This is a genomic window from Corynebacterium sp. KPL1995 (assembly GCF_000477935.1).
GTDB lineage: Bacteria > Actinomycetota > Actinomycetes > Mycobacteriales > Mycobacteriaceae > Corynebacterium > Corynebacterium pseudodiphtheriticum.
Window position 1 is genome coordinate 1,011,979 of record NZ_KI515715.1, and the last position, 24,710, is coordinate 1,036,688.

Here is a 24,710-nt window from a genome sequence, read left to right on the forward strand (position 1 = left end):
GCTAGACTGGAGGTTATGCCTTCTTCGGATCCTGCACACCTGCCACAAACCGACGCCTCTGACCAGCAGCAACCCATACAGGTCCCGACCTGCGTGAGCATCCATGATGCCCACCTGCACAATTTGCGCCATATTGACGTGACCATCCCGCACGGTCAGCTGGTGGCATTCACCGGTATTAGCGGTTCGGGTAAATCCTCGTTGGCGTTTGGCACGATCCATGGGGAAGGCCAACGTAGTTACCTGGAATCGGTGGCTCCGTTTGCGCGCCGCTTGATCAGCCAGGCGACTGATCCGCAGGTCGGTTCCATTGAGGGGCTATCGCCGACGGTTGCGCTTCAGCAGCAGACCACGGCGCCTGGGGCGCGTTCGACGGTGGGCACGATTAGTTCTACATCGAATATTGTTCGTCTGTTGTATTCCCGGTGTGGTGATTACAGCGCACTGTCTGGCGCTACAACGTCTGGCAGCGCCCCATCCGACACCCCGATCACACGCCTGGCCTCAGATGCTTTCAGCCCGAATACTGCCGATGGCATGTGCCCGGAGTGCCGTGGAACGGGCACGAAGTTCGTCGCCACGGAAGCGTCGATGGTGCATGAGCCGGAGTTGTCGATCCGCGACGGCGCGATTACTGCATGGCCGGGCGCCTGGGCGGGTAAGAACTTCCGCGACATCCTGGAGGCCCTGGGCTATGACCTTGACCGCCCGTGGCAGGAACTTTCCGAGTCCGACCGCAACTGGATCCTGTTTACCCGCGAGCGCCCCGTCGTCGAGATCGTTCCGCACCGTGGTGCCGACCAGGTTCAGCGCACTTACCAGGGCACGTGGCGTAGCGTGGCCGAGTATTTGTATAAGACACTGCGGGAAACGGAATCGGATTCGTTGCGACGTCGCACGGAGTCTTTCCTGGAATCGCATACCTGCAGCAATTGCGGTGGCGCGGGTTTGCGGCCGCAGGCGCTGCAAGTGCGCTATTTGGATGTTCCGATTAATGAGCTGAATGCGTGGTCCTTGGACTTTCTGCACCAGGCGTTGGTGGACCGCCAGCAGGAGCTTGGCCAGCGTGCCGGCGCCAACAACGTCGGCCGTGATGACCAACCCGACACTGCTGCGGCCCCGGCCACCCGTACTGCGCAGGATGATGCCGAGGCCTTGTTGTTAACCCAGATTGTCCCTCCGCTGGCTGCTGCACTGGAGCTTGGCCTGGGGCACTTGAGCCTGGACCGAGCCGCAACCACATTGTCTGCCGGGGAGCTGCAGCGCTTGCGCCTGGCTTCTCAGTTGCACAGTTCCTTGTTTGGCGTGACCTATATTCTCGACGAACCCACCGCGGGTCTGCATCCGCAGGAACGCACGGCCGTGCTTACGGTGATCCGTCGCCTGTTGGCCGTGGGAAATAACGTGTTTGTCGTTGAGCATGACATGGATTTCGTGGCCCAGGCTGATTACCTCATCGACATTGGCCCTTATGCCGGTGACGGGGGAGGGACCGTGGTATTTGCGGGCAAGCCAAGTGAGCTTGCCGACGCTAATGGGCAGCTAGCGGAATCCCCGACTGCCCAGGCCTTGGCAAACCGACGTCTCGAGCTTGCCGACGCCCCGCGCGATGCTAACGGCCACTTGGTGCTGCGGGGGATCAACCACCGAAACCTGCAAGGGCTTGACCTGGAGCTCGGATTGGGCCAGTTCACCGCGGTGGCTGGGGTATCTGGTTCGGGTAAGTCGACGCTGGTGACAGATGTCGTCGGCAAGCGCGCAACGGAGCACCCGGACATTAGCCGGGTTGTCACGATAACGCAGAAACCCATTGGCCGTACTCCGCGTTCCACCCTGGCGACGTATACAGGAATGTTTGACCGCGTCCGCAGCATTTTCGCTGCCCAGGCGCGCCGGGATGGCAAGGATGCGAAGAAGTGGAATGCCTCGAAGTTTTCCTATAACACGAAAAAGGGCCAGTGTCCGGAGTGCTCAGGGGCCGGCCATATCGAGGTCGAGTTGGTGTTCTTACCTGGGACCTACACGTTGTGCCCGCGGTGTCAGGGCGGCCGGTTTAACGACGAGACACTGGAAGTGCGTTGGCACGGGCGCACCGTGGCTGATGTGTTGCAGTTGCGAGTTACCGAAGCGTTGGAGGTTTTCCGTGACCTTGCCGACGGCGGTACTAAAGATCCCGACCATTCCCAGATCACCCAGGTGGTGCGGGCTCTAGAGGTTTTGTATGAACTTGGCCTGGGCTACCTCCGCTTGGGGCAGGGGGCGCCGGAGTTGTCTGGTGGCGAGGCCCAGCGCATCAAGTTGGCGACGGAGCTGCAGCGGACGCAGAAGAAATCCAGTTTGTATCTGCTCGACGAGCCAACCATGGGGCTGCACCCGCACGATAGCGCGAAGTTGCTGGACAAGTTGGAAGCGCTTGCCGACGCCGGCGCTACCGTCGTTATGGTGGAGCACAATCTGCAGGCGCTGGCTCGTGTGGATCGTGTGATTGAGCTTGGCCCTGGGGCGGGAGCTGCTGGAGGTCGCATCCTAGCGCAGGCGAGCCCTAAGAAGTTGGCGGAAGAAGATACTGCTACGGGTCGGGAATTGGCCCGGCGGGTGGGGCCGTAAAATGTCTAGACTGGGCCCAAGCCTTGAGGAGGATTGATGACACCTAATTCTGGCAATTCTGGTCATTCCGGCCGTTCTGGAGCGAACCACGGCGGAGCAAACCATGGTGGCTCGAACCATAGTGGCCGCCCGGGTCGCGATGAACGTACCGAATTTTTCCGTGGCGACGATCGCACGGAATATTTCGGTTCGAACGATCGCACGCAATATTTTGGTTCGAACGAGCAGACACAATACATAGACCGTCCGAACATAGACCGTCCGCGGCAGTACTTTCCGGATCAGGACCAGAACCAGGGGCCCCAGGGCCAGCAAGGTCAGCCGCAGACTCAGCAGTACCAGGGCCCGTACACCCAAGGCTTTGGCCAGAATCAATACGGGCAACAGTATGGACAGCCATATAACTCCGGTTATGCCCCTGCGGCACAGCAGGCTACCGTGCACAATGCGCACCAGCCGCAGCAAACAGCACAGGCATCGGGTGGCTCGAGTTCCTGGCAAATGTTGCTTGGCATCATTTCGGGTTTGGCGTTACTGCTGGCCGTAGTGTTTTTCTTCCTGTGGCGTTCCGCTGATAATGAGCAGGCTACGCCGCCGACACCAACTACTGTGACCTCCACACAAACAGAAGAGGTTAATGTCACGGTGACAGAACCAACCACCGTTATCGAAGAACCCGTTTTGCCTGGTGGCGACGGTGGAAGTTGGCGAGACCAGATCCCAACTGAGGTGCCGGAGGAACTGTTGCCGCCAGAAGGTGAAGAGTTCGATCTGCGCAGCTGGTTGAGCAATATTTTCGGCTAGTTCTTTACCTGAATAGGCACCTGATTACGCCTGGCTAGTTTAGGCCTGACTAGTCATGACCTGGCCGTATCAACGCTCACCCGATCGTAAATATTGCGCTCATAAATACTGAAACTGTAAATCCTGAGTAGGAGATCATGCCCGAATCCCCACAGACCGAATCCCCACAGTCCGAAAACCAGGTGCAACCTGCGGCCGTCCAGTTGGCCCAACAGGTAGCTGCCCGGCTCGCAGAATTCGCCACCGATGTCGTGCTGTGTCCGGGTTCGCGTAACGCCCCGCTTTCGTTGGCGCTCATTGCGCACCCAGGATTGCGGGTGCATGTGCGCCTGGATGAGCGCAGCGCAGCCTTTTTGGCGTTGGGGTTGGCGCGCGTGCAGCAGCGGCATGTTGCGGTGGTAATGACTTCGGGCTCGGCGGTGTCGAATTGTTTGCCTGCCGTCGTTGAGGCTGCTCATTCTCATACGCCGCTGCTGGTGTTGAGCGCGGATCGGCCGCAGCGACTCGTCGGCACGGGGGCTTCGCAAACAATCCAACAACAGGGCATTTTCTCCACGTTTACCCAGACCACGCAGATCAACACCGTGGATGACCTCCCCGCGTTTTCTAAACGCCTTAGCGCTGACCGCTTGGCACACATCAATGTGGCTTTTGATGTGCCGCTGGTGGGAAGCGAACTGGCCGAGCCTCGTACAGATGGTCTTGCCGACGCCCACTTTGCTGATGCCAACCTTGCCAGCGCCCACTTTGCCGACACCCCCGCAATTGCACCGGTGGATCCCGCGCACCCTGCCCGCCGCAGGCTGCCTACCTGGTCTGATCACGGAGAGGTTGCCGTTGACCTGAGTAAACCAACCCTGGTGATTGCCGGCGATGAAGCCTGGCGTGTCGACGGGCTCGAAGATGTGCCGACGATTGCCGAGCCGAGCGCCCCGGCTCCGTATGTTCCGGTGCACCCGGGGGCGGCCGCGATTTTCGCCAAAGATGATGCCCAGGTTGGCGAGTACTACGTGCGTACCAAACCTGACCAGATAATCGTCGTTGGGCACCCTACTTTGCACCGCCGGGTGCTGACGCTGATCACGGATCCGGATATCGAGGTTATCGTGCTGTCCCGCACCGATGATTTCTTGAGTCTGCGTGAGGGCGGCGCTCAAGAAACCCGCGGTACTCGTGTGAAAACCAATGGTGAACCTACCCGGGAGTGGTTGCAAGTGTGCCAGGCCGCCTCCGATCTGGCTGCTGGGGCAGTACGCGAGGCGCTGGAAGGTGAATCGTACGGTTTTACAGGACTGCACGTTGCTGCTGCTGTCACGGACACGTTGGCGGTTGGAGATACCGTGTTCGTCGGCCCGTCGAACCCGGTCCGTGATGTTGCCCTGACTGGTTTGCCGTTTGACGGCGTCGACACGTATTCCCCGCGGGGAGCTGCCGGGATTGACGGCAATATTTCGCAGGCCATGGGTGTAGCTATTGCTGCGCAGTCTTTGCGTGCCGACGAAATCCGCGCCCCGCGCACCGTTGCCCTGCTCGGTGACATCACCTTTTTGCACGATGTCGGTGGACTGCTGCGTGGGGTGGATCAGCCGGAGCCGGAAAACCTCACGATCGTGGTGGCCAACGATGACGGTGGCGGAATTTTCGAGTCCCTCGAAGTAGGACAGCCCGGTTTGCGTCGTGATTTTGAGCAGGCCTTCGGTACCCCGCATGGGGTGGACATTGCCGTGATCTGTGAGGGCTACGGCCTGCCCTACCAGCGTGTGGAGAGCCCACAGGAGCTTCTCGACGCCTTGGCCGCCCAAACCGAATTTCCGGAATCGATCCTGGTCATTGAGGCGGCGACCACTCGGGCGACGCGTCGGCAATTGCACCAGGCGATCGATGCAGTTCTTGGGGGATAAATCTGGTTCCCTATGGCAGATTCTGTAGATCCACAAGCCACGAGTGCGCAAGAAGCAAGCCCGGATAAAACTGCACCTTCCGCCGCACAGTCTTATGATCCGCGGCGACGACGTCGGCAGTGGCAGCGGCGCATGCACCAGCTGGTTGCAACCTTGTGCTTAGCTGGGCTACTGGGCTCAGTTGCCATGATTGGCGGGGCAGCGGCGAATGATCACCGGATTGAATCTGATCCAGGTCGCGCCCTAGCGACGGTCACGGGTACCTCCTTGTTGCGCACTACCGTGGAATTCCGGGACGGCGAAGGTCTGTATCGGGCACCGTCGACAGGCGTGTTGTACCCCACCGGGCTTGCCGAGGGCCAGCAGGTTTGGGTGCAGTATTCGCGCGTGGATCCGGACCTGGTGAAAGTCGCAGGCCGCGGTTGGACGTTGGCGATTATCCCTGGGCTGAGTGTCGCGGCGCTGGTTGTCGTCGTCACGTTGGTGTTGTGGCAGTTGATTAGCTTCGCGACGCGTCCCACAGCGCATCCTCACAGGACGCCGACGAGCACACCAAGAACTCCCAAGACAAGTAATCGCGGGTGATGCTAGTTGTTGTCTGCACCTTCGGCCCGATCGCGGCTGCGCGTAGCCATCATCGCCGAATCTTTTTTGCCGCACGTGAACGGGGTCAGCAACTCCGTCCTCCGCATTCTGGAATATCTGAACGCGCAAGGCCACGACGCCATCGTTATCGCACCTGGCCCACACGGTAGGGGGCCAGACAGCAGAGTCCCGGACCATCCAGAAATCTCCCACTACGCGGGTTTCCGGGTCGTGCGCGTGCCGACGATTCGCTTGCCGTTCGTCGATTCTCTGCCCATCGGCGTGCCAACGCCGACCGTCTACCGCACGCTCGCCGAATTCCGCCCGGATATCGTGCACTTGGCCAGTCCCTTCGCGCTGGGGCGCGGTGGTGGTTGGGCTGCTCGGCGTTTAGGCATTCCCAGGGTGGCGGTTTTTCAGACTGATATTGCAGGTTTCGCCGGGCTGTACCAGCTGGGGGCATTACAGCGCGCTACCTGGCGTTGGATCAGGCGGATGCATAATCATTGCCAGCTGACGTTGGCGCCGTCGACGGAGACCATCCAGCAGTTGGAATCGCACGGGGTGCGCAATCTTGCACATTGGGGGCGCGGGGTGGATACGCAGTTGTTTCATCCGGAGAAACGCTCGGATGCGCTGCGTCGGAAGTGGTGCGCAGGACGGCCGAAACAATCACCGCCAACTATCGTCGGTTACGTGGGACGCCTGGCTAATGAGAAGGGTGTGCACCGGCTGGCTGCCTTGTCCGGGCGGACTAATGTGCAGCTCGTCATCGTCGGTGATGGCCCGTGCCGTTCTGAGTTGGAAACCGCGATGCCGGATGCGGTGTTTTGCGGAGCACTCAGCGGTCAAGATTTGGCTGCTGCCTATGCCAGTTTCGATGTTTTCGTCCACCCTGGTGAGCTGGAGACTTTTTGCCAAACCATCCAGGAAGCGCACTCTAGCGGCGTGCCGACGATCGCCCCGCGGGTAGGCGGCCCAGTCGACCTGATCCGGGATGGTAGCAACGGGAACCTTGGTGACAGCAACGGAAACCCTGCTGGCTGCACTGGGCTGCTACTGGATCCCGATAATTTCGAAGCAGAGCTTGCCGACGCGGTCAGCTGGTTAGTAGCCCCGAGCCGTCGGCAAGAATTATCCGCTGCAGCTCGCGAGCACGTGGAGGATAAGACCTGGCCGAGGATCTGTGCTCAGTTGGTGGACTATTACCGGCAGGTACTGGCGGAGGTGAACCCAGCTGCGTGGGAATCTCCGGGTGCCAACCATTAAGCTGGTGGGGTGGATTCTTCGAATAAGGCTGAGCAAGACAATAAAGCCCAAGGTGCTAGCGCCCAGGACAAAAAGGCCCAGGACAAAAAGGGCCAGGACAAAAAGGGCCAGGACAATAAACCTCAGCAAGCACCGAAACTCACTCGTGCGACGCTGGATAAGGCGCCGGTGGATGTGGCGTCGATGTTTGATACGGTCAGCAAGAATTATGATCTGACCAATACCGTCCTCTCGCTCGGAATCGATAATTATTGGCGCAAACGCACTCGTGAGCGTCTGGATCTCAAACCTGGCGATAAGGTGTTGGACTTAGCAGCCGGAACCGCGGTGTCTACCGTGCAGTTGGCGCGCTCCGGAGCCTGGTGCGTGGCCTGCGATTTTTCCACCGGCATGTTGGCCGCCGGTGCCCACCGTGATGTGCCTAAGGTCGCTGGCGATGGAATGCATTTGCCGTTTGCGGACGATAGTTTCGACGCTGTCACGATCTCGTATGGGCTGCGTAATATCCACGACTTTCGCGCCGGGCTGCGGGAAATGGCGCGGGTGACCAAACCGGGCGGCAAGCTCACAGTGGCTGAATTTTCTACCCCGGTGGTGCCCGTATTCAGCACGGTGTACAAGGAATATTTGATGCGCGCGCTGCCGGTGATTGCTCGGGTGATTTCTTCGAATGCGCAGGCGTATGAATACCTGGCGGAATCGATCCGTATGTGGCCGGATCAGGAGACTTTGGCTGCCGAGATCAACGCTAATGGATGGTCTGAGTGCGGTTGGCAGAACTTGACGGGCGGAATTGTGGCTCTGCATTCGGCTGTGAAGGCTTAATTGGTCTGGGCTGGGTCCGATTGGGCTTACCGTCCCGATTGGTGCAGTGGTTCCGGCCCCGGCACCGGCGTTAATTCCCCAGAGCGCCAAGAAAAAAATATACGATGCCGTTGTGAGATTTTACTGGAGCCATATTTACCGTCCGTAGGCTCAGTTCAACCATATTCGCAGTTCTTAAGCACAGCTCGTAGGCCCATAATGATAATTTTGACTATTTTGATAATCGCGATAGCCGTAGCGGGCTTATCTGCTATCTATGAATTTAAACATGGGAATCGGCCACGAGCCAGGATAGTGGCCTGGGCTGGAGTTCTCTTAGCATTACCCGCTGCATGGGTTCTTTATCGCGCTACTACCGGCGGCCTCCAGGAAATGCCTCTACTTGAAATCATCGCGACTGCTGTTTATATTTTCGTGCTTCTGGTTGTTGTAGAAACAAAACTCGTGCTGTCGGAGCGTAAGAACACAGGAGTCACGAGTGACGAAAACACTAAAAAGCCCAGATATTAAAAAGCCCAAATAAATTGGCCAGATTCCTTAATATCGGCGGTGGCTTTGTTTGGCCTTGTTTAGTTATGCCTCGCCATTGGTTTTAGCATCGCAGGTTCCCCATATTCCCTAAACCGTCGAATCCCACAGCGGCGTGTCGGCCCGCACCGTCGCCGCATATTTTCCGGCCTTCTTCCACAACCGGGAAATCAGGTCGCGGTCTTCGTCGGTAACTAAGTTGCCCATCAACCGAGCAGCCGCTGGCATTAAATAGCGCGCCGCCGGGCCCCGCAACCCTAACGGGCCGAACACAGGCAAAAACTGCGGGTAGGTCAAAAGTCGGGCCGCGGTGCGTGCCCACATGAACGCCTCGCCGAAATGCGCCCGCAACACTTCGGGCCACACTAAGGTGAGGTCGACATCGCTGTCCAACAGGCCTACGGCTAGCTCGGCGGTTTCCAGCCCGTAGTCGATACCCTCACCGTTTAATGGATTCACGCATGCCGCCGCGTCGCCGATCAGCATCCAGTTCGCCCCGGCTACGTTCGATACGGCCCCGCCCATGGGCAATAACGCAGAGGCCACTTCGTCCGGATCCCCTAAACCCCAGGCTTTGCGCTGTTGGCTGGCATAAAATTCCAGCAGTTTCTTGGTGTTGATCGCTGCCGGGCGTTTATCTGTCGACAATGCGCCGCATCCCAGGTTCACTGTGCCGTCGCCAAGCGGGAAAATCCACCCGTATCCAGGTTGAACGGTGCCTTGTTCGTCGGTCAGTTCCACGTGCGAATGCATCCACGGTTCATCGGAGTATGGCGAGCTGCAATACGACCGCGCGGCGATCCCATAGACTTCGCTGCGGTGCCAGGTACGCCCAAGTTTTTTGCCAAACGTCGAGCGTACCCCGTCAGCCACGATCGTCCACCGCGGGCGCAGCGTAATCTCGCTTGCCGACGGCTGCTGGTCGTTTGTTGGCTGTTGGCTGCCCGAGGATGCCGACTGCTCCGCCGACCGCTGGCCACCGACCCGTCGCACCGTGATGGTCTCAATCGAATTGTTCTTGACGACGACATCAGCACCCGAATACCCGGTCCACACCCGTGCGCCTGCTGCCGCGGCTTGCTGCACCAGGTAGTTGTCTAATTTGCGCCGTGGCCAGGCGGTGCCCACATCCCCAAAATGTCCGTTTGGCCACGCGGCGGTCACTGATCCGCCGAAGCCGTGCAGTTTTAATCCCCGGTTGCGGTATCCCGGGTTCACTCCATCCAGAAGCCCTAGCTCTCGGAGTTTCGCCATCGCGCGTGGGGTGAGGCCATCGCCGCAGGTTTTATCGCGGGGAAAGGTTGCTTGGTCTACCAATACGACGTCCCATCCGGCGCGTGCGGCATAAATCGCAGCCGCGGCTCCAGCTGGGCCACCGCCAATAACCGCGATTTCGCAGGAGACAGCGTCATTGCCGGTGCTGGAGGCGTCGGCAAGAATTTCGCTTTTCGGAGGTTTCGACGTGGAAGATGCAGTGTGGGACCCGGAATCGGGCCGAGCGGGGGAGTCGTCGGCAAGGCTCATGGGCATTATTGTTGCATGAATAAGCCCCCGGAAGTGTTTTGCCCTGTTTCGTCGGCTACTGTTAGGACGGGAATTATGGGAACGAATAAGCGCAAGGATAAACCTCGGATATGACCACTGGCCAAAACCAGGTTTCTGGTTACACCCCCGCTGTGGATTTGGGGGATGAACAGCTCAATTCGCGCATTGCTGCCGGGATGGAAACGGTCGAAGACCTGCTGCGTTCGGAGCTTTCGCAGGGCGCGGAATTCATCACGGATAAGGTTTTGCATTTAACTACCGCTGGTGGCAAGCGGTTCCGTCCAATGATGGCGCTGCTTGCTGCTGAATATGGCCCGCATGCAGAGTCGGACAACGTGTATAAAGCAGCGGGTGTGGTGGAGATTGTGCATTTAGCCACGCTTTACCACGACGATGTAATGGATGAAGCCGATCAGCGGCGTGGGGTCGAATCTGCGAATTCGCGCTGGAGTAATTCGGTGGCGATCTTGTCTGGTGATGTGTTGCTTGCGCACGCGTCTCGGATTATGTCGACGATGGATAGTCTGACTGTGCGCCACTTCGGAGAAACTTTCCAGGAGCTGGTTACTGGGCAGATGCGTGAGACACTTGGCGCGGGTGAGTCCGACCCGGTGGAGCATTACCAGAAGGTGATTGAGGAAAAGACCGCGGTGCTGATCGCCTCGGCTGGGTACTTGGGTGCGTATCATGCGGGTGCGGATGAGCCGACGCAGCGCTCTTTGCAAACCATTGGCGGTGCGATCGGCATGATCTTCCAGATCGTCGACGATATTATTGACCTGTTTTCTGATCCGAAAGATTCTGGCAAGATTCCGGGTACTGACTTGCGCGAAGGCGTGTTTACGCTGCCGGTGTTGTATGCATTGGCAGAAGATAGCGCTGCTGCTAATGAGTTGCGTTCTTTGTTGACCGGCCCATTGGAGGCTGAGGATGATGTGCAGCGTGCGATTGCATTAATTCGGGAGACAGAAGGACGTGCGAAAGCACTTGCCGACGTCCAAGCCCATTTGGATGTTGTGGACCGTGAGTTGGACAAGCTGCCGAATAATGCCGCGACGCGCGCCCTGCGCTTGCTTGCGGAATACACCATGCGCCGGGTGGGCTAGCTGGGCGCTTGCTGGGAGCATTGGGTGGTGGCTCCCTGTACATGCCTTTTCGGCTCGCGAAACCCCAACTGTAGTGCCGATTTGTAAGTTTATTGGGTGTCTATAGTAGGCTAAGAAACCGCACCAAATGGTGCACGCCAGGTTGCCCGAGCGGCCAAAGGGAGCGGACTGTAAATCCGCCGGCATTGCCTTCAGAAGTTCGAATCTTCTACCTGGCACAGTTTGAAACCTCACGCGAATTATCGCGTGGGGTTTTTGCATGCGGGGGTCTGGGGTTAAGTAGGGGTTAAGTAGCAAAAAATGTGTCTGATCGGCGTGTCGCCAATTCCCTAGATCTGGCCTTTCCGGATACCGATTGAATGTGTGTATTCAACATCGATGCCCTGGTCGTAGAAGGCTGGCTGACCAGATTACTGGCCAGTGGTGGAACTGGATGCATCCTAAGGCATAACTTGATTTCAGGTCGCATTTCTGTCCGTATAGTCCACAAGGAAGCGTAAAAACAGCCGTGCTGGGTCGGAGAGTCGGTTCTTCGAGCTCCACACCACCCGCAGCGGACGGTCGAAATTGACTCCAACCACCGGAACCTCGAGGTATTCCCCGGTGGCTAACTGCGATGATACCGCGCGCCTCGCGATCACCCCTGGTGCTCCTAGAGTGCCTATCCCGGTACGTTGTGCTCCTAGCGATCCAAACTCTCCTATCGGTGGGGCGAGACCTTCCAGAGCGTCTTCTACGACTTCTCGAGTGCCGCTTCCCTGCTCGCGCAGCACCAAAGGTGTGGATTGCAACTCCTCTTTCGTTATCGGAGCCGTCCCTGTCACTGGTATGGATGCTGAAGGCATATCCAGGTCATTGTGGTTGTTTGATTTTGCCCAGGGGTGATGCGCGGGTGCAGCAACGATTAGCTCATCGTGCCCTATCACTCGCTGGTGTAGTTCATGGGCCACCCAGTTACCCTCAACTAGAGCTAGTTCCGCATCTCCCTGGATCACGTGACGTTGGGCCTCCCGACTGTTGAGCTGACGCATGTGCAGATGAGTCTGCGGGTGACGGCGTTGGAAGGCCGCTGCCCACCGGGGGTAGTCTATTTCCGCCACAGTATGAGAAACCACCAGCTTAAGCCCCTCGGTTACAGCGTTGTTGGTGGCTGCTTTCAGACCATGCGCGCAATCGTTGAGTGCCCTTTCTAAGCCCTCAAGCACACGGATCACTTGGTGTCCCACTTTTGTCGTGGAACTGCCCGCGGCGCCACGCCAAAAAATACGTGTATTTAGGTGTTTTTCCAATTTGGCGACGCGTGTGCTGACCGTCTGTTGGGAAACATTGAGATATTTCGCAGCCTGATTCATTCCTCCGTGTCGGGCTACAGCGAGGACGATGTCAACCGTGAGGGCATCGGGAACGTAGCTTCGTCGAACGGAAGAGAACCGAGAGTCATCACCATCTCGTGCGGGGTACATGCTTTCATTGTAACCCTGTACGGATTTTGTGCTCTCCCGTAAACGTTCAGCAGTACATAGCCTGAAGCGCATGCTTAAAATTGAGAATAAAATGGAACTTCCGCCACTCGGACCTGGCTGGGCCGGAGCAGTAATGGGACTAGGGATCTCCTCGTCCCTCATTGAGACTCATCTCAGCCCCGTTGTGGGGCATCTCCCCGCGAAGATCATGATTGTTGCCGCAACTCTTCTCGCTCTGGCGCTCTCGATAGGCTTCATTAGGCACCGCAATCCGGGCTTTCGCCCCAATAACATGCCCGCGTGGGGCATGGTCTCTATGGGGATTTTAGCTTTAGGCAGCGCCTACTCGCTTATTTTTAATGCCTGGATGATTCATATTTTGTGTTGGGCAGCCGGAACCATCCTTGGTGTGATTACCTGCCTAAGGTATCTGCAGTTCCTTATTTTTGACCGTTCCGTTACTCCTGCTTTTACCTTGGGGTTGCCCCTGGTTGCACCGATGGTTTCCGGAACCTCCTCGGCTCAGTTGGTGCCGCACGCGGGGGAGTGGGGGTCGCTGGTGCACGGCATTGGCGTAATGTGCTTTGCATTGGCATTGGCTACGTCAGTGCCGACGTTCGCCTTCGTTTATTTGCGTACATTCCCCAATCTTCCCACCAGCTTTGCCGCCACTGCCTGGATTCCGCTGGGCATTGTCGGCCAGTCCACAGCGAGTGCGCAGTTGCTTGCCGGTGAGCAGTGGCATTTCCGGGCAATGATCTATGGAGTTGTGATGCTTAGTCTCGGGATTCCGTTGGCTGGTTATGCCATTGTCAAGCATTGGGGGGCAGTTCTTGGCAGCAGCCCAATGTCGTATAACCCCACGTGGTGGGCCAGCACTTTTTCGGTCGGCACCTGTTGTCTCGGTACGCATACCTTGTCGACGCAACCCGCAGCATTGGAGTGGGGTATGGGATGGATTGATATCGTCAGTGTCGGCCTGCTTGTTCTTCTTTTGCTCCACGTTATGTGGGCATCTTATGGAGCCGTCAGGATTACTGTGTTTAGCCGAGGATAATCCGGAAAGAATCTCGGTACTTCAGCAATGCTGGTCTCGACGTCGGTTAAAATTTGGTCACCTTTCAGCCCCCCGTGCAACGTCATAGGTTTCTAGTTCTGATACTGCCTGCAGTGACCATAAGACGGCCTATTGTCTGCGATCGTCACAAAACAATTACCTTTCGGTAATCGTAAATTGTTCAGTGGGGGGGGTATTATGCCGAAAAATCTATCCCAACCTGGTGATTTGTGTACTTGCATTCAATTGAGTTAGGCTGTGTGAGGCTTCAACGGAGCGCAACAAAGTAGATCGAAAGACTGCAAAGTTGGTTTCGAGGCTGCGCCCCCTTAGCTCAGTCGGTAGAGCGTTTCCATGGTAAGGAAAAGGTCGACGGTTCGATTCCGTCAGGGGGCTCTGTTGCTGTTTAGGGCCGAACGCCTTAAACGCTGCAACACCAGGCGGTGTAGCTCAGTGGTAGAGCATACGACTCATAATCGTTGTGTCGCGGGTTCAATTCCCGCCATCGCTACTGGGATTTTTCCCATTACCTCAAGCCTTGTGCTGACTGGTTCCCGGTCTGCTAAGGTGAAGGCTGCTGTAAGTTCAGGTTTCATCTTTGGATCCCTGTTCTTTTACCCAGCACCCTCTAGGGGCGTGGCGCAATTGGTAGCGCAACGGTCTCCAAAACCGTAGGTTGCAGGTTCGAGTCCTGTCGCCCCTGCCATTATTTTTATGAGGTCATTCACCAAGGTCTCCGAGGCCATTGAGGAGTTATTGACGTGAGCGAAGAAAACAACGCTACCGGTGGAGCGGCTCGCCCAGTCGGTAAACGTCAACTCTCGGGTGCTTCCACGACATCCAGCGCTTCCTACAAAGCGAAGCGCGTCGTCAATGTCGATGACTCATCTGTTCGTGATGACAAGCCCGGTGGCGGTCCAACCAGCTTTGTTCCAGAGGTCGTCTCTGAAATGGGCAAGGTTGTCTGGCCTACCGCAAAGCAGATGGTGCAGTACACCATCGTCGTGTTCGCCTTCCTGTTCGTCCTTACTGCGCTGGTTTGGAGTATTGATACTGTAGCCAGCTTGGGAGTTGATGCAGTTCTTAACCCTTAGGTATAGTTGCTAAATATCCGGTTGTTATCCCGCTTATCCCTCGTTGGATAAGCGGGATAATTTATGACACAACCGCACCAGAATTACCCAATGACCCTATGCATAAGGGAGTAGAACGACCGTGAGCGAAGATACGCAGAACGAAAACCTTAACGACAGCGACGTTTTTGAAGACGTCACCCCGGAAGTAGCCAGGGCTAGCGAAGCGGCCGAGCTCGCTGCTGAGGAAGACCGCGAATCGCTTGGTGATGACTACGATGCGGATTCCGATGATTTCGCCAAAGACCACGAAGAGGCCGTCAAGGCTACTGAAGCTGCCGCAAAGTCTGTAGAAGGCGCAGACGATGCCAGCGCAAAGGCCACTAATGATTCCGCTGAGTCTGATGCTTCTGCAACGGAGACGGATGCAGATGCGGATGCTGCCTACCGTATGCGTTTGCGGGAGTTCACGAAAGAGCTGAAGAAGCAGCCGGGGCAGTGGTACATCATTCAGTGCTATTCGGGTTACGAAAACAAGGTGAAAACCAACCTGGATATGCGCATCCAAACTCTTGAGGTTGAGGATTCCATCTTCGACGTCGTAGTTCCGATTGAAAATGTCGTGGAGAAAAAAGACGGCAAGAAAAAAATCGTCAAGAAGAAACTCCTGCCAGGCTATGTTTTGGTTCGCATGGAGATTAACGACCGCGCTTGGTCTGTGGTTCGTGACACCCCGGGTGTAACTTCTTTTGTGGGCAACGAGGGCAATGCGACTGTCGTCAAGACCCGTGAGGTGGCCAAGTTCTTGCTGCCGAAGACCACCGAGGCACGTGAAGAGGCGCCAGCACAGGCAGAAGAAGAGCAGGTGGCAAGCCCGCAGAAGCCAGCCGCATCTGGCATCAATCACGATTACCAGGTTGGCGAAGCCGTCACGATCCTGTCTGGTGCGCTGGCTTCGGTTTCGGCTACTATCTCCGAGATCGACCCAGAAACCGGCAAGATGCAGGCGCTGGTGTCGATCTTTGGTCGCGAAACCCCTGTGGAACTCACCGCAGACCAGGTCGAGCGCATTATGTAGTTTGAGCCTGGCGCCCGGGTTTGGGCTTGGCGCCCGGGTTGCAGTACGCTAGGTCTTCGTGTGTGCGTACTAATGCGTGCGCAATCGCGTTTGTAGCAGCACACCGGAAAAGAATTGCACATCCCCGGTTGCCGGCGAAGGCCGGAATCCGGACAGCCCCCGTTATTCATCGTGGCGGGGTGCTGGTACCACGGAATTGAGGTAAAACGATGGCTCCTAAGAAGAAAAAGAAGCAAGCAGGCTTTATTAAGCTGCAGATCCAGGCTGGTCAGGCAAACCCTGCTCCTCCAGTCGGCCCTGCCCTGGGTGCCCACCAGGTCAACATCATGGAATTCTGCAAGGCTTATAACGCCGCTACTGAAGACAAGCGCGGCGAAGTTATCCCTGTAGAAATCACCGTCTACGAGGACCGCTCCTTCGACTTCAAGCTGAAGACCCCACCTGCTGCCAAGTTGCTGCTGAAGGCTGCTGGCGTGCAGAAGGGCTCCGGCGTTCCGCACACCCAGAAGGTCGGAACCGTGACCTGGGAACAGTGCAAGGAAATCGGCAAGACCAAGTTCGAAGACCTGAACGCTCGTGACGAGGAAAACGCTGCCCGCATCATCGCTGGTACCGCTCGCTCCATGGGCCTGAACGTTGATGGACACCCAGACGCGTAAGTCGGGCCCCTCGCAAGCGTTAAGGTCTGTCGTACCGCAGCCTTGATGTTCGCCATGGCCGCACTCGGATAAAGTCGGATGAGGCCACATCCACCGTGGCAGAGCCAGCTACGGCTCGCTGACCACGACAATCCCCAAACTTAAAGGAATTGAGAAATGAGCACTAAGTCCAAAGCTTTTAAAGAAGCCGCGACCAAGATCTCCCGCGACCACCTGTACCGCCCACTAGAGGCAGTAAAGCTGGCTAAGGATACTTCTTCGAAGAACTTCGATGCCACCATCGACGTCGCTATGCGTCTGGGCGTTGATCCACGTAAGGCTGACCAGTTGGTTCGTGGCACCGTGTCCCTTCCAAATGGCACCGGTAAAGATGTTCGCGTTGCTGTTTTCGCGGCTGGCGAGAAGGCCACCGAAGCTGAGCAGGCTGGCGCCGACATCGTCGGTGTTGATGAGCTGATCTCCCAGGTCACCGAAGGCAAGATCGATTTCGACGTCGCAATTGCTACCCCTGACCAGATGGCAAAGATCGGTCGTATCGCGCGCGTCCTGGGCCCTCGTGGCCTGATGCCGAACCCGAAGACCGGTACCGTCACTAACGACGTCACCAAGGCGATCAAGGAAGTTAAGGGCGGTAAGATCTCTTTCCGTGTTGACAAGGCTTCCAACCTGCACGCCCTGATCGGTAAGGCCTCGTTCAGCGAGCAAGCTCTGGCTGAGAACTACGGCGCATTGTTGGACGAAGTTCTGCGTCTGAAGCCATCGGCTGCTAAGGGTGTTTACCTGAAGAAGGTTACCGTTTCTTCCACCACTGGTCCTGGTGTTCCAGTTGACCCATCGGTGCAGAAGAACTACACCGTAGAGGCTTAAACACCTCCAGGCTTAATCATCTCTACGCTTAGGTAGCTTAAGCCTTAAGCAACTGAGTGCCCGAGTGTTTCGCCCGAGGATCTCGCGCCCGAAGCACTCGTACTGCACCCCGCCCACCTTCACTCCCGTTCATTGGGATAGTGCAGGTGGGTTTTCTAGTATCCGTGTCAATTACCCTGCTATTACCCCCTATTAACTCTGTTGTACACGGGGTAATCTTGAAAGTACTATGCGGTATCTCTATCTGGCCCTTGGGCTGTTGTGCGTGGGGCTCGGTGCTTTCGGTGCGTTAGTGCCGTTGGTACCGGCGACTCCGTTCGTGCTGCTGGCGTTTTTCTTTTTCACGCGTAGTTCGCAGCGGTTGGAATTCTATATCGTGCACCGCTCACCGCTGCGTAGTTATCTCATTGATTTTTACTCTGGTTCGTTAAGCCGCAGACGTCGGATATACATCATTGCGACGGCCTGGGCCTCAATGATCTTGTCAACGATTTTGGTGGGAAAATTGTGGTTCGCGGTGATGATGGTAGGCATCGGGATGATTGCCGCGACCGTAATTTGGCGCCGCGAGCCCAAACCAGAAAAAGTAGCTCGTTTTTGGCGCCGTTATGAAGAGTCTGCTCGTCTCCAGAAACGTCGCCAGCAGGAACAGCACCAACTGGATCAGCACCAACAGAAGCGTCGTCAGAAATGACGCCAATACGGTCGCCGCATATCGCAGATGTTTAGATTTAACCTATGAGTTCTGGTTTTGCCCGGTCTTCCTTCGCCCACAATGGCAAGGCCCGAGTCGCCGTCATTGGTGCCGGCCCTAACGGCCTTACTGCTGCAGCAGTTTTAGCGCAGGCTGGCTGCCGGGTAGAAGTTTTTGAATCCGCCGACCATATCGGTGGATCAGCACGCACCCACCCTGCGTTCGGGGCGGGGAGCGCGGTTGATTTCGGTGCTGCGGCTCATCCGTTCGGAGTCGTGAGTCCGGTGTTTCGCCAGTTAGACCTCGAAAATTATGGGCTGGAGTGGAAGCATCCGCAGTACCCGATGGCGCACCCGCTTGTCGACGCACCTGCGGTTATCTTGCATCGCGATCTTAAGACCACCGCCGCACAGTTTTCCGACCATGACCGCCGCGTGTGGAACCACCTGCACAAGCCGCTTGTCGACGACGTCGGCAAGCTTGTCAACTCTGTGCTTCCGGTCCGCCCACGTTACCCGCTTGCTCTCGCGCGCTTGGGCCTGCGGGGTTTGTGGCCAGCGAGAAGCTTAACTTCGCGACTGCTTGTCGACGAAGCTGCTCGGGCCTTGCTGGTTGGTTCTGCTGTGCACGCGATTCGCCCGCCGAGTCAGCCAGGTACCGCAGCATTTGGATTGTTGTTTAATTCACTTGGGATGACCACGGGTTGGCCAGTGGTTTCCGGCGGTTCTGGACAATTAGTTAGGGCTTTGGCACGCGTGATTGAGCACTACGGCGGGACAATCAAGACCGGTGCTAAGGTCCAGGATCTTTCTGGTTTTGTAACCTATGACGCTGTGGTGGCTACGCAAACTCCGCGGCAGCTACTGGCCTTGCAAGGGCTAGATTTGTCTAGGCTGCGTTCGCGGAGTCTACGACGATGGAAATACGGTACCGCGGTGTACAAGGTGGACTATTTGGTTAATGGTCCGGTGCGGTGGAATGATCCGCGAGTGGCAGGGGCGGGCACGGTGCACGTGGGTGGAACCGTGTCTGAGATGCAGTTAGCGGAAAGTCAGGCTGCGGCGGGGATGTTGCCGGAGCGCCCATTCGTGATGGTCTGTCAACAACAGACCGCGGACCCTACGCGTTTTTCTGGCAGTTGGCGGTCGTTGGGGGCTGGGCGGGTGCTCTCGGCGCAGCTAGATGCAGGGAGAATACCGGAGGATGCCAGGCAACCGCACATCCTTTGGGCCTATGCCCACGTGCCGCATGGTTACCAGGAGCAATTCCCGGGTGAAGTAGCAGGCCTGATAGAAACGCAAATTTCGCGATATGCCTCTGGGTTTTCCGCGCAAATTATCGAACGCCACCAGGCTTCTCCAGTCCAGCTGCAGGAAGCCAACGCGAATCTGATCGGCGGGGATATCGCCGGTGGGGCCATGAATTTGGGGCAGATGCTAAGGCAGCGTCAATACGTTGGCACGCTGACGATGAATCCGGAGGTTCCGGTGGTGCAGGCGAGTGGGGCTAGCCTGCCAGGTGCAGGTGTGCACGGCATGGCCGGGTGGCGAGCAGCCCAAACGATTCTCCGTAGATTTTGGTGCTACTGAATTCAGGTGATAGGGTTCTAGCTGAAGTTTGAACGGCTTTTGCCGCGCTCAAGTTTCACCGAAGACCGTCGGTTATCCGTGTAGCGGATCGAAGGTCACCCCACGAGTTGCTCGTGGCGGCGACGACCCACGCAGGAGACACTTGTGCATTCCAACCAGAAGGTTGTATGCGCCCTGTGCTCTTGCACGGGGCTTTTTTGTTGCTAGCTTGCCAGCCCCAGTGGCATGGTCTTGCTAGAAGCAGGGGAGTCTCGTGGTGACACCACTAGGATGTATCGAAAGGAGGCGTGAGTAACCATGGCAAACCCGAAGAATGTTGCGGAATTGGCCAAGCTGAAAAACAAGCTGGCTGAGTCTGACTCGGTAGTTCTGACTGAATACCGTGGTCTGACTGTTCCGCAGATTTCCGAGCTGCGTGATCAGCTGGGTTTCGATGTTGAATACTCCGTCGCCAAGAACACCCTTCTGAAGATTGCCGTTAACGAAGCGGGAATCACTGACCTTGACGAATACTTCCAGGGCCCAACCGCCGTCGCCTTCATTAAGGGCGAGGCTGTTGACGCCGCGAAGGTATTCAAGAAGTTCGGTTCCGAAAACGACGCTCTTGTCGTTAAGGCCGGCTACATGGACGGCAACGCACTGAATGCCGACCAAGTCAAGGCATTGGCTGACCTGGACAGCCGCGAGGTAACCCTTGCGAAGCTGGCCGGCGCTATGAAGGGCAACTTGGCAAAGGCAGCAGCAGTGTTCAACGCACCTGCTACCAAGATGGCTCGCCTCGGCGCTGCTCTCGAAGAGAAGAAGCAGAACGAAGGCTAAAAACCACACGGTGCTGGCCCTCGCGGTTGCAAGACCTGGCTGGATTATCCAGCCCGGCTCGCATGCCGACGATGCGCCGGAACCAACGACAAATTGTGCACTGTGAAGCGCGAAAGCGCAGAACACGCAACTATAGAAAGGAAGCCTGACATGGCTAAGCTCTCCAAGGACGAGCTCATTGAAGCGTTCAAGGAAATGACCCTGATCGAACTTTCCGATTTCGTTAAGGAATTCGAGGAAGTATTCGACGTTGAAGCTGCTGCTCCTGCAGCTGTAGCTGCTGCTCCAGCCGCTGGTGCTGGCGAAGGCGCTGCTGAAGAGAAGGACGAGTTCGACGTTGTCCTGACCGACGCTGGCGCTAAGAAGATCGGCGTTATTAAGGCTGTCCGCGAAATCGTTTCCGGCCTGGGCCTGAAGGAAGCCAAGGAACTCGTAGAGTCCGCTCCAAAGGCTATCATCGAGGGCGCTTCCAAGGACGACGCCGAGGCTGCAAAGACCAAGCTGGAAGAAGCTGGCGCTTCTGTCGAGCTGAAGTAGTCTTTACTACCCCAAGCATTCTTGCCACCGCCGCGAGTCGGTTATAACTCGTAACAATCGCTAACCCGCGGGTTCACCTTTTCGGTGCCCGCGGGTTTTGTTATGGGATTTGGCAGCGTTTCCGGTCGTTTAATCCGATAAACCCCCAATTAACCCTGGCGCGGCTCGGGGTGTTGCCACAACGATGTCACTGGAAGGACAAATATCGTGTGCCCGTCGTCGTGGAATCGGAGCGCCTTATCCCCGAGGTAGATAACGACGGTTGCCGCTACGCGTTGACCTAGCTGTGAGCCAATGGTTTTTAGGTGTTTCCACGCGCGTGCATCGACGTCATGCGAGCTTTTTACTTCGATGAGAATAACCCGCCCGTCGGCAAGCTCAACAACGATATCGATTTCTTCGTTTCTTCGCCGGAAATGAGCGATGGAATACCGCTCGGTAGACCAGGTCTGTTGTTTGCGCAGTTCTCCGACGATGAATGCTTCTAGAAGTGCACCGTATAATTCAAAGCCGCCGGATTGCAGCGATTTTTGCACGGTTAGTCCTGATAAAAACGCGGCTAGCCCTGTATCGGAAACGCTGATTTTTGGGCGTTTCACGCTGCGGTTGGTAAAACCGACGCCCCAGCCGGGAATAGAGTCGACCAGATACATCCGTTCAGCGAGCTGTAGATAGTCGGTAAGTGCAGTTTCGGAGATTCCTAGGTTCCGGGCGACTTTTGCTTTGACAAGTTCAGCTTGTCCTTGGCTTGCCAATATCTTTAACAATGGTTGCAGATATTCTGCGTAGTCACTGCTTCCTGCTAATTCACGTGCGTCATGGGTAGCTAAGCGTTCCAGATATGAAGAAAACCATCGGTCCCGTCGGCGACCAGGCTCTCTCTTTAGTGGCTCTGGGTATCCACCTGCAATAACAATCGATCTTTGCTGCTCAGGGCGAGCAATATTTTCGTGCTGGTAGTGCTCGCCGACGGAGTCGATCGTGGTACTGGAAGTGACAGAAAGGATCCAGTGGACCCAATCTTCTGGGGTTGACCTATTGGCTAATTCTCCCTGACTGAGCCCGTAGAGACGTAGTGATTCCGCTCGTCCGGCAAGAGAATCGGATACCCCGGGGAGAGTGAGCAAATCGGTGGATCCGGTAATGGCATACCTGCCCGGACGGCGGTCTAAGTCAATGACGCGTTTCATGGCCAAAGCTAAATTGGGCGCGCGCTGTGCTTCGTCAATGACAAGAGTCTTGTTTGGTGCTTGTTGTAGAAATCCGATTGGGTCAGCCTGTGCATATTCGCGGTCTACGTCGACATCCAAGGTGACAAAAGCGGCTTCATCGTTGCTGAATGTTTGCCGTAACAGGGTTGATTTGCCGACCTGGCGTGCTCTCTGTACTACCAGTAATGGAGAGTCTTCAATGATCTCTCGAGCGATTACCGTAGGCTATGCCTACGTACTTCGTACGAGAGGTTCTTCATGGCTAAATAATAATAGGTGAACACGCTGCACGGGGTTTGTGTAGCTCAAGCGCGAGGATTTACCGAAGTTAGCACGGGGAAAAACCAATGATAGCGCAAGGATTAACCACAATAGACGCGAGGATTTTGTCGAACAAGCAGGTGCGGTTCCGGCGGGTGGGAAATCGTTCTGCCGTCGAGTGTGTTCCACACAAGGGCCCTCCACCATTTACTCATACTTTCGGATGATTTTTCGGATCCAGAAGAGGTAAACTAAAGCCTAGTGCTGCCACCACAATTGGCGGCAGCGTCGGCACTGTCGGCATGCTACCCGCGCAGATGCCACCATTTGTGAAGAAAGGATTCCCCATGACTGGCACCCCGAACACCCTTCTCGTTTTCTTTTCTCGTAGCGGTGAAAATCTCTGGGATGGTGGTCGCCGCACACTAGAAATCGGTAACACCAAGCGTGTCGCCGGTATGATCGCCGAACGTATCGAATGCGACATTTTCGAGATCACGGCCGCTGACCCTTATTCCGACGAGTTCGATTCCGTTGACCAGCGCTCGGCACAAGAACTACGCGACAATGCTCGTCCAGCCATCGCTGGCGAATTGCCCGACGTCGGCAAGTATGAGCGCATCATCGTGGGCAGCCCGGTGTGGCACGCAGAACTCCCCATGATTCTGCGCACCTTCTTCGATGAGACCAACGGTCTGGCAGGCAAGGACGTCTATCCGTTTGTGACGTTTACTGGCGGTGCGGGGGCGGCATTGTCGGAGGTGGCTGCGGCATGTCCGAAGGCGACGGTGCACCAGGGGCTGCCGGTTCGCGGTGAGGATGTGGACAATGCAGGGGAAGATGTTGACGCCTGGGTGGCAGTCGAGTTCCACGGTGAGGAGCTTTGAGTAACCACTATGTAGCGCGATCATCTCACATGGTGTGACATGATGCGGCATAGTGCGGGGGCCACCCAGGCGCCTCTCGGTCCCTGGGTACGGTAAACTGCCACACATGCTGCCTGCCTCACGCGTTTTGTCTGCCATTGCGATCGGCATTGGCCTTGCCTTGGTGGTCGGCGCCGGCCTGGCTTCGCGTTTCGTGCACATTGACGCGCGATTACCGCTTGATGTCCAGCACACCACCTTTCGGCTTGTAGACGACGCCACTGGTTACCAGCGCCAGTTGCATTGGGACCTGCTGGAGCCTGCTGATGCAGAATCGGTCGCCGTTCGCGTTGGTTCGACGCTTATACGAAGCACCGAGGAAAACCAAGCAGGCCAGCCCGACGAGCAGCCAGGGGGTAACCACGCGCAAGACAACCCGGACGCAACCGAGCTTGTCGACGCCGACGTTTGGGCCTTCGATATGGACCGTCGGAGCGGGCAAGCGCTGAGTACTGCGCAACTCAGCCACACGTTGGTGACTCCGGCTGCACACGTCGAGATCGATGGCCAGTGGTTAAAATTCCCAGTTGACGCGGAAAAGACCAGCTATGACGTGTTTGACGAAACGCTTCGGGAATCCCACCCGGCGGCGTTTCAGGAGGAAGTTACAGTAGACGGGGTGGAGCTGTACCGTTATCGTCAGGTCATCGATCCGGTGAACGTCGCCTCGAAATACGCGGATGCGCGCAACACTAAACAGGAAGACCCGGTGGTTCCTGATAGAGCTCCTGCAGAAAACGCTGAAGAAGCGCCTGTGAAAACTCCAGAAGAAAACGCAGAAGAAGCGGACGCGCTAGAACAAGTTCCGGCACCCACAATCAGGCGGCAGTTGTATTTGCATCATTCGGCGACGCGTGATTATTTTGTGCATCCACGCACAGGCATGATCGTCGACGTGCACGAAACTGTCGACGATTATTTTGCGACTCACACGGGAGAGCGTATCGAAGACGGCATTGCATATGAGGCGCAGCTTGCCGACGCCGACGTCGAAAAGCTTATTACCCAGGCGGAGTCATTCCCTGACGATGACACAGTGCGTCTTATCCGCTACATTGTGTTGGGACTTGGTGCGCTTATTACAGTGCTGGCGTTGATCGGCGTGTTTGGTGGCTTTCGGCGAGTCCGACAGAACTAGGTCTGAGCAGCAGGTGCTCCGTTAACTCCCTCTGCCACAGTTGCTAATCAGGACTTTACAAAATAAGCAAATTGCAATAGACTGCTACGTTGCGCTGGAATCTGTGGACTAGTGCATGCTTGAGCCTTGTTGATTTTCGTGAAAACGTTCACTTGACAAGGTGATTTT

The 24,710-nt window shown here is 56.7% G+C and carries 22 protein-coding genes and 4 tRNA genes; 23 read left to right on the forward strand and 3 right to left on the reverse strand.

Annotated features, from left to right (window positions below):
• Window positions 1–15 precede the first annotated feature (15 nt).
• The 7 genes from HMPREF1292_RS04425 (at window position 16) to HMPREF1292_RS04460 (ending at window position 8,501) form a co-directional block, all read left to right on the forward strand.
• Window positions 16–2,607: an excinuclease ABC subunit UvrA gene (locus tag HMPREF1292_RS04425; RefSeq protein WP_232218009.1), complete on the forward strand. Its 2,592-nt coding sequence runs from the start codon at window positions 16–18 to the stop codon at window positions 2,605–2,607.
• Between the two features lie 36 nt (window positions 2,608–2,643).
• Window positions 2,644–3,411 carry a hypothetical protein gene (locus HMPREF1292_RS10430; RefSeq protein WP_023018921.1) on the forward strand — a complete coding sequence of 256 codons (768 nt, stop codon included), beginning with the start codon at window positions 2,644–2,646 and terminating at the stop codon, window positions 3,409–3,411.
• 137 nt (window positions 3,412–3,548) lie between these two features.
• Window positions 3,549–5,312 carry a 2-succinyl-5-enolpyruvyl-6-hydroxy-3-cyclohexene-1-carboxylic-acid synthase gene (gene menD, locus HMPREF1292_RS04440; protein WP_023018922.1) on the forward strand — a complete coding sequence of 588 codons (1,764 nt, stop codon included), beginning with the start codon at window positions 3,549–3,551 and terminating at the stop codon, window positions 5,310–5,312.
• 12 nt (window positions 5,313–5,324) lie between these two features.
• Window positions 5,325–5,897 carry a DUF3592 domain-containing protein gene (locus HMPREF1292_RS04445; protein ID WP_021352101.1) on the forward strand — a complete coding sequence of 191 codons (573 nt, stop codon included), beginning with the start codon at window positions 5,325–5,327 and terminating at the stop codon, window positions 5,895–5,897.
• Window positions 5,898–5,933: 36 nt separating this feature from the next.
• Entirely contained in the window at window positions 5,934–7,166 is a 1,233-nt protein-coding gene (locus tag HMPREF1292_RS04450; protein ID WP_084521412.1) for a glycosyltransferase family 1 protein, read from the forward strand.
• 153 nt (window positions 7,167–7,319) lie between these two features.
• Window positions 7,320–7,991 (forward strand): demethylmenaquinone methyltransferase, encoded by a 672-nt coding sequence (locus tag HMPREF1292_RS04455; RefSeq protein ID WP_034645809.1) that lies wholly within the window; start codon window positions 7,320–7,322, stop codon window positions 7,989–7,991.
• A gap of 207 nt (window positions 7,992–8,198) precedes the next feature.
• Window positions 8,199–8,501 carry a hypothetical protein gene (locus HMPREF1292_RS04460; protein ID WP_126849761.1) on the forward strand — a complete coding sequence of 101 codons (303 nt, stop codon included), beginning with the start codon at window positions 8,199–8,201 and terminating at the stop codon, window positions 8,499–8,501.
• 108 nt (window positions 8,502–8,609) lie between these two features.
• On the opposite strand, the gene HMPREF1292_RS04465 is transcribed toward HMPREF1292_RS04460, so the two are convergent.
• Window positions 8,610–10,049: a geranylgeranyl reductase family protein gene (locus HMPREF1292_RS04465; RefSeq protein WP_034645096.1), complete on the reverse strand. Its 1,440-nt coding sequence runs from the start codon at window positions 10,047–10,049 to the stop codon at window positions 8,610–8,612.
• Between the two features lie 104 nt (window positions 10,050–10,153).
• Between HMPREF1292_RS04465 and HMPREF1292_RS04470 the strand changes: the two genes are divergently transcribed.
• The gene (locus tag HMPREF1292_RS04470; RefSeq protein WP_023018927.1) at window positions 10,154–11,170 is read left to right on the forward strand and encodes a polyprenyl synthetase family protein; all 1,017 of its coding nucleotides are present in this window, start codon (window positions 10,154–10,156) and stop codon (window positions 11,168–11,170) included.
• Window positions 11,171–11,306: 136 nt separating this feature from the next.
• Window positions 11,307–11,388 (forward strand) — tRNA-Tyr (locus HMPREF1292_RS04475).
• Window positions 11,389–11,628: 240 nt separating this feature from the next.
• On the opposite strand, the gene HMPREF1292_RS04480 is transcribed toward HMPREF1292_RS04475, so the two are convergent.
• Window positions 11,629–12,633, reverse strand: a complete 1,005-nt coding sequence (locus HMPREF1292_RS04480; RefSeq protein ID WP_023018928.1) for a LysR family transcriptional regulator — start codon at window positions 12,631–12,633, stop codon at window positions 11,629–11,631.
• 70 nt (window positions 12,634–12,703) lie between these two features.
• Between HMPREF1292_RS04480 and HMPREF1292_RS04485 the strand changes: the two genes are divergently transcribed.
• The 12 genes from HMPREF1292_RS04485 to rplL all read left to right on the forward strand — a co-directional run bounded on the left by HMPREF1292_RS04485 (window position 12,704) and on the right by rplL (window position 21,006).
• A complete protein-coding gene (locus HMPREF1292_RS04485; protein WP_021352094.1) occupies window positions 12,704–13,690 on the forward strand; it encodes a TDT family transporter in 987 nt (328 codons plus the stop codon).
• A gap of 323 nt (window positions 13,691–14,013) precedes the next feature.
• Window positions 14,014–14,086 (forward strand) — tRNA-Thr (locus tag HMPREF1292_RS04490).
• Window positions 14,087–14,129: 43 nt separating this feature from the next.
• Window positions 14,130–14,201, forward strand: a tRNA-Met gene (locus HMPREF1292_RS04495).
• Window positions 14,202–14,320: 119 nt separating this feature from the next.
• Window positions 14,321–14,396, forward strand: a tRNA-Trp gene (locus tag HMPREF1292_RS04500).
• 55 nt (window positions 14,397–14,451) lie between these two features.
• Window positions 14,452–14,784 carry a preprotein translocase subunit SecE gene (gene secE, locus HMPREF1292_RS04505; RefSeq protein ID WP_023018930.1) on the forward strand — a complete coding sequence of 111 codons (333 nt, stop codon included), beginning with the start codon at window positions 14,452–14,454 and terminating at the stop codon, window positions 14,782–14,784.
• A 121-nt stretch (window positions 14,785–14,905) separates the two neighbouring features.
• Window positions 14,906–15,841: a transcription termination/antitermination protein NusG gene (gene nusG, locus HMPREF1292_RS04510; protein WP_021352092.1), complete on the forward strand. Its 936-nt coding sequence runs from the start codon at window positions 14,906–14,908 to the stop codon at window positions 15,839–15,841.
• Window positions 15,842–16,050: 209 nt separating this feature from the next.
• Window positions 16,051–16,500 (forward strand): 50S ribosomal protein L11, encoded by a 450-nt coding sequence (gene rplK, locus HMPREF1292_RS04515; RefSeq protein ID WP_018121334.1) that lies wholly within the window; start codon window positions 16,051–16,053, stop codon window positions 16,498–16,500.
• Window positions 16,501–16,656: 156 nt separating this feature from the next.
• Entirely contained in the window at window positions 16,657–17,367 is a 711-nt protein-coding gene (gene rplA, locus HMPREF1292_RS04520) for a 50S ribosomal protein L1 (RefSeq protein WP_023018931.1), read from the forward strand.
• A gap of 229 nt (window positions 17,368–17,596) precedes the next feature.
• Window positions 17,597–18,061 carry a YbaN family protein gene (locus HMPREF1292_RS04525; protein WP_023018932.1) on the forward strand — a complete coding sequence of 155 codons (465 nt, stop codon included), beginning with the start codon at window positions 17,597–17,599 and terminating at the stop codon, window positions 18,059–18,061.
• Between the two features lie 44 nt (window positions 18,062–18,105).
• On the forward strand, window positions 18,106–19,650 hold the full coding sequence (locus tag HMPREF1292_RS04530) for an NAD(P)/FAD-dependent oxidoreductase (RefSeq protein ID WP_023018933.1): 1,545 nt from the start codon (window positions 18,106–18,108) through the stop codon (window positions 19,648–19,650).
• Between the two features lie 297 nt (window positions 19,651–19,947).
• Window positions 19,948–20,469: a 50S ribosomal protein L10 gene (gene rplJ, locus HMPREF1292_RS04535; protein ID WP_023018934.1), complete on the forward strand. Its 522-nt coding sequence runs from the start codon at window positions 19,948–19,950 to the stop codon at window positions 20,467–20,469.
• A gap of 150 nt (window positions 20,470–20,619) precedes the next feature.
• A complete protein-coding gene (rplL, locus tag HMPREF1292_RS04540; RefSeq protein ID WP_018121329.1) occupies window positions 20,620–21,006 on the forward strand; it encodes a 50S ribosomal protein L7/L12 in 387 nt (128 codons plus the stop codon).
• Window positions 21,007–21,155: 149 nt separating this feature from the next.
• Here rplL and HMPREF1292_RS04545 read toward each other — a convergent pair whose 3' ends face one another.
• Window positions 21,156–22,433, reverse strand: coding sequence for a DUF4143 domain-containing protein (locus HMPREF1292_RS04545; protein WP_034645101.1), 1,278 nt, complete (start codon window positions 22,431–22,433; stop codon window positions 21,156–21,158).
• Window positions 22,434–22,825: 392 nt separating this feature from the next.
• Between HMPREF1292_RS04545 and HMPREF1292_RS04550 the strand changes: the two genes are divergently transcribed.
• Together HMPREF1292_RS04550 and HMPREF1292_RS04555 are read left to right on the forward strand one after the other, a co-directional pair.
• A complete protein-coding gene (locus HMPREF1292_RS04550; RefSeq protein ID WP_023018936.1) occupies window positions 22,826–23,365 on the forward strand; it encodes a flavodoxin in 540 nt (179 codons plus the stop codon).
• 106 nt (window positions 23,366–23,471) lie between these two features.
• Window positions 23,472–24,542, forward strand: coding sequence for a DUF3068 domain-containing protein (locus HMPREF1292_RS04555; protein WP_023018937.1), 1,071 nt, complete (start codon window positions 23,472–23,474; stop codon window positions 24,540–24,542).
• The last annotated feature ends 168 nt before the right edge of the window (window positions 24,543–24,710 follow it).

Coding starts and splice junctions, on each gene's coding strand:
- rplL (WP_018121329.1), top strand. CDS start 20,620: ATGGCTAAGCTCTCCAAGGACGAGCTCATTGAAGCGTTCAAGGAAATG.
- HMPREF1292_RS10430 (WP_023018921.1), top strand. CDS start 2,644: ATGACACCTAATTCTGGCAATTCTGGTCATTCCGGCCGTTCTGGAGCG.
- HMPREF1292_RS04425 (WP_232218009.1), top strand. CDS start 16: ATGCCTTCTTCGGATCCTGCACACCTGCCACAAACCGACGCCTCTGAC.
- menD (WP_023018922.1), top strand. CDS start 3,549: ATGCCCGAATCCCCACAGACCGAATCCCCACAGTCCGAAAACCAGGTG.
- HMPREF1292_RS04555 (WP_023018937.1), top strand. CDS start 23,472: ATGCTGCCTGCCTCACGCGTTTTGTCTGCCATTGCGATCGGCATTGGC.
- rplJ (WP_023018934.1), top strand. CDS start 19,948: ATGGCAAACCCGAAGAATGTTGCGGAATTGGCCAAGCTGAAAAACAAG.
- rplA (WP_023018931.1), top strand. CDS start 16,657: ATGAGCACTAAGTCCAAAGCTTTTAAAGAAGCCGCGACCAAGATCTCC.
- HMPREF1292_RS04550 (WP_023018936.1), top strand. CDS start 22,826: ATGACTGGCACCCCGAACACCCTTCTCGTTTTCTTTTCTCGTAGCGGT.
- HMPREF1292_RS04530 (WP_023018933.1), top strand. CDS start 18,106: ATGAGTTCTGGTTTTGCCCGGTCTTCCTTCGCCCACAATGGCAAGGCC.
- HMPREF1292_RS04470 (WP_023018927.1), top strand. CDS start 10,154: ATGACCACTGGCCAAAACCAGGTTTCTGGTTACACCCCCGCTGTGGAT.
- HMPREF1292_RS04525 (WP_023018932.1), top strand. CDS start 17,597: ATGCGGTATCTCTATCTGGCCCTTGGGCTGTTGTGCGTGGGGCTCGGT.
- rplK (WP_018121334.1), top strand. CDS start 16,051: ATGGCTCCTAAGAAGAAAAAGAAGCAAGCAGGCTTTATTAAGCTGCAG.
- HMPREF1292_RS04485 (WP_021352094.1), top strand. CDS start 12,704: ATGCTTAAAATTGAGAATAAAATGGAACTTCCGCCACTCGGACCTGGC.
- HMPREF1292_RS04445 (WP_021352101.1), top strand. CDS start 5,325: ATGGCAGATTCTGTAGATCCACAAGCCACGAGTGCGCAAGAAGCAAGC.
- HMPREF1292_RS04465 (WP_034645096.1), bottom strand. CDS start 10,049: ATGCCCATGAGCCTTGCCGACGACTCCCCCGCTCGGCCCGATTCCGGG.
- HMPREF1292_RS04480 (WP_023018928.1), bottom strand. CDS start 12,633: ATGTACCCCGCACGAGATGGTGATGACTCTCGGTTCTCTTCCGTTCGA.